This is a genomic window from Phenylobacterium sp., assembly GCF_044236515.1.
GTDB lineage: Bacteria > Pseudomonadota > Alphaproteobacteria > Caulobacterales > Caulobacteraceae > Phenylobacterium.
In genome coordinates this window covers 1-3357 of record NZ_JBIIGK010000232.1, presented here as the reverse complement: position 1 = coordinate 3357, position 3357 = coordinate 1, and the positions used below count along the sequence as shown (strand labels likewise).

Genomic DNA, 3357 nt, shown 5'->3' with positions numbered 1-3357 from the left:
GTCGCGTCGGCGAAGACGTTGGGCCGGCCTTCGAAGACGAAGCCGACGACGCCCAGCGGCGCCATCACCTGCTCGACGCTCCAGCCCTCGTGCCGGACGGTCTCCAGCACCCGGCCGCGCGACGGCTCGGCGTCGCGCCAGGCGCGCAGGCCGGCGATCATGTCGGCCCGCATGGCGTCGGAGACGGCCAGGCGGGTGGTGGACCGGCCACGGCCGCGGGCGCGCTCGACGTCGCCGGCGTTGGCCTCGGCGATGATCGCCCAGCACGCGTCGTCCTCCAGCCGCGCGGCGAAGGCCTCGAAGAAGGCCTGGATCTGCGCGTCCGTGACCTCGCCCATGCGGGCGAAGGCGGCGCGGGCGCGGGCGACGGCCTGCGCGGCGACCGCGTGCTCGGCGGCGGGCACGTGCAGCAGCGCGCCGTCGGCGACCAGCAGCCGGTCGCCGGCCTTGAAGGCGTCGGCCAGCGCCGCGTCGACATGGGCCACGCGGTCGCCGCCCCAGACGATGGCCTGGCCGGGGGTCAGGGCCTCCAGCCGTGCGCCCGTCTCGCGCGATCTGCCGCCGTCACTCAACGCCAACCCCTTCCGTCATCGAAGCGTCGTCTTAAGCGCCGACCGCATGCGGCGCCAGCGCCAGGTCGTCGGCATGGACCAGGGGGCCGCTGGTGTAGCCCAGCACGCCCTCGATGGCCTCGCTCTTCAGGCCGCAAATCCGCCGGGCGTCGGCGGCCTCGTAGCGGGTCAGGCCGCGGGCGATGTCGCGGCCGGTCTCGTCGCGGATCAGCACGGCGTCGCCCTTGTCGAAGCGGCCTTCGACCTTGCGCACGCCGGCCGCCAGCAGGCTCTTGCCGCGTCCGACGGCGGCGGCGGCGCCGGCGTCGACGGTCAACACGCCGGCCGGCGACAGGCTGCCGGCGATCCAGGCCTTGTAGGCGGCGGCCGGCGTCGTCGCCGGCGCGACCACGGTGGCCTTCTCGCCGTGCTCGACGGCCCACAGGGGCGAGGGCCGATGGCCCATGGTGATGATCGTCGCGCAGCCGGCGGCGCTGGCGATCCGCGCCGCCTCCAGCTTGGTGGCCATGCCGCCGGTGCCGACCCCGGCCTGGGCGTTGGCGCCGCCGGCCATGGCTTCGATCTGCGGCGTGATCCGCTCGATCAGCGGCACATGCTGGGCGTTCGGGTCCTGTCGCGGATCGGCGGTGTAGAAGCCGTCGACGTCGGACAGCAGCACCAGGGCGTCGGCCCCGGCCATCTGCGCCACCCGCGCCGACAGCCGGTCGTTATCGCCGACCCGGATCTCCTCGGTCACCACCGTGTCGTTCTCGTTGACGATCGGGATGACGCCCAGGCTCAGCAGGGTGTCGACGGTGGCCCGGGCGTTCAGCCAGCGGCGGCGCACCTCGGTGTCGTCGCGGGTCATCAACACCTGGGCGCAGGCCAGGCCATGCGGCTCGAACGCCTCTTCCCACGCCCGCATCAGCAGCGACTGGCCGGCCGCGGCGCTGGCCTGCTTTTCCGGCACGGTCAGGGTGCGGCCGGTCAGGCCAAGGCGCCGACGGCCCAAGGCCACGGCGCCGGACGAGACGACCAGCACCTGCTGCCCGCGCTCGCGCAGGCGCGAGACGTCGGCGGCCAGGGCGGCCAGCCAGCGGGCGTCGGCCCCGGCCTCGCCGACCAGCAGGGCCGAGCCGACCTTGACGACGATGCGGCGGGCGACCGCCAGGGAATGGGTGGATGCGCTCACGGTTGCCAGCCCCCTTCGGTCGGCGGCGGTACGGCTTCGTCCTCGTCGTCGGGCACGATCTCGCCGCGGCGCTGGCGAACCAGCTTGTAGGCCTCGCGCAGCAGCTCGGTGACGTTCTCGCCGGTGAAGCCGGAGACGATCCGCACGGGGGTGCCGGCCGCGGCCGACAGCTCGGCCGCCTTCTCCGCCCGCTCGTCGTCGCTGAGGGCGTCGATCTTGTTCAGCGCCAGGATCTCCGGCTTGTCGGCCAGCTCCTCGCCGTAGGCCTCGAGCTCGTGGCGGACGATCCGCCAGGCCTGGCCGACGTCCCCCTGCGTGCCGTCGACCAGATGGATCAGCACGGCGGTGCGCTCGACATGGCCCAGGAACCGCGTGCCGATGCCGGCCCCTTCGTGCGCGCCTTCGATCAGGCCGGGGATGTCGGCAAGCACGAACCGCTCGCCGGCCGACAAGTCGACCATGCCGAGGTTGGGGGCGAGGGTGGTGAAGGGATAGTCGGCGATCTTCGGCTTGGCGGCGCTGGCCGCCGCCAGGAAGGTCGATTTGCCGGCGTTCGGCAGGCCGACCAGGCCGACGTCGGCGATCAGCTTCAGCCGCAGCCAGATCGCCTGTTCCTCGCCCTCCTGGCCAGGGTTGGCGTGTTTGGGCGCCTGGTTGATCGGGCCCTTGAAATGGGTGTTGCCGAACCCGCCGTTGCCGCCTTTCAGCAGGCGGATGCGCATGCCGGCCCGGTCGAGGTCGTAGAGCACCTCTTCCTTGGTCTCATCCAGCACCTGGGTGCCGACCGGCACCTTCAGCACCACGTCGGCGCCGGCCGCGCCGTGGCGGTTGCGGCCCATGCCGTGGACGCCGGTCTCGGCCTTGAAGTGCTGCTGGTAGCGGTAGTCGATGAGGGTGTTCAGCCCCTCGACCGCCTCGATCCAGACGTCGCCGCCGCGGCCGCCGTCGCCGCCGTCGGGACCGCCGTACTCGATGTACTTCTCCCGGCGGAACGACACCGCCCCGCCGCCGCCGTTGCCGGAGCGGATGTAGATCTTCACCTGGTCGAGGAACTTCATGACGCGTCTGCCCGGCGGCGGACCGCCCATACGATCAGGGCGGCGAGCAGCGACTTGGCCACCGCGCCGGGGATGAACGGCGCGACCCCGGCCTCGAAGGCCCGGCCGACGCCGGCGTGGGTGGCGAGCCAGGCCCAGCCGAGGGCCAGGATCACCAGATGGCCGAGCAGGAAGGCGGCGGCGATCACCAGCCAGTTCCAGGTCCGCTCCGCCACCCGCCCGGTCAACGGCCCGGCGATCAGCATGCCGGCCAGGAACCCGGCCGTGGGCCCGATCAGCGCCTCGGGCCCGCCTTCGCCGCCGGCCAGCGCCGGCAGGCCGATGCCGGCCCCCAGCAGCCAGACGAGAACGATCTCCAGCGTCAGCCGCAGGCCGGAGAGGCCCGCCGTCACGAACAGCGCCAGGGTCTGCAGCGTCAGCGGCACGGGGCCGATCGGGATCGACGCCTGCGAGGCGAGCGCCAGCACCGCCGCGCCGGCCAGCACGGCGGCGACGCGCCAGCCGCGCCCGCGGCCATCGAGCAGCCGCGCGAGCGGGGGGCGGATCGGAAGGGCGG

3 protein-coding genes and 1 pseudogene are annotated in these 3357 nt (G+C 73.8%); all 4 read right to left on the bottom strand.

The features are described 5' to 3' along the window. Positions 1 to 572 (bottom strand): annotated as a pseudogene (locus tag ACILRF_RS15530) (glutamate-5-semialdehyde dehydrogenase); the annotation flags it as partial. 31 nt (positions 573 to 603) lie between these two features. Further along, positions 604 to 1743: a glutamate 5-kinase gene (gene proB / locus ACILRF_RS15525; RefSeq protein ID WP_395674482.1), complete on the bottom strand. Its 1140-nt coding sequence runs from the start codon at positions 1741 to 1743 to the stop codon at positions 604 to 606. After that, positions 1740 to 2801 (bottom strand): GTPase ObgE, encoded by a 1062-nt coding sequence (obgE, locus tag ACILRF_RS15520; RefSeq protein ID WP_395674480.1) that lies wholly within the window; start codon positions 2799 to 2801, stop codon positions 1740 to 1742. The genes proB and obgE overlap by 4 nt, the downstream gene beginning before the upstream one ends. Further along, on the bottom strand, positions 2798 to 3357 hold a 560-nt coding region (locus ACILRF_RS15515; RefSeq protein WP_395674478.1), incomplete at its 5' end, for a biotin transporter BioY. The genes obgE and ACILRF_RS15515, both read right to left, overlap by 4 nt.

Excerpts from the sequence above, each read along its gene's own strand:
- obgE (WP_395674480.1), bottom strand. The coding sequence starts at position 2,801 with ATGAAGTTCCTCGACCAGGTGAAGATCTACATCCGCTCCGGCAACGGC.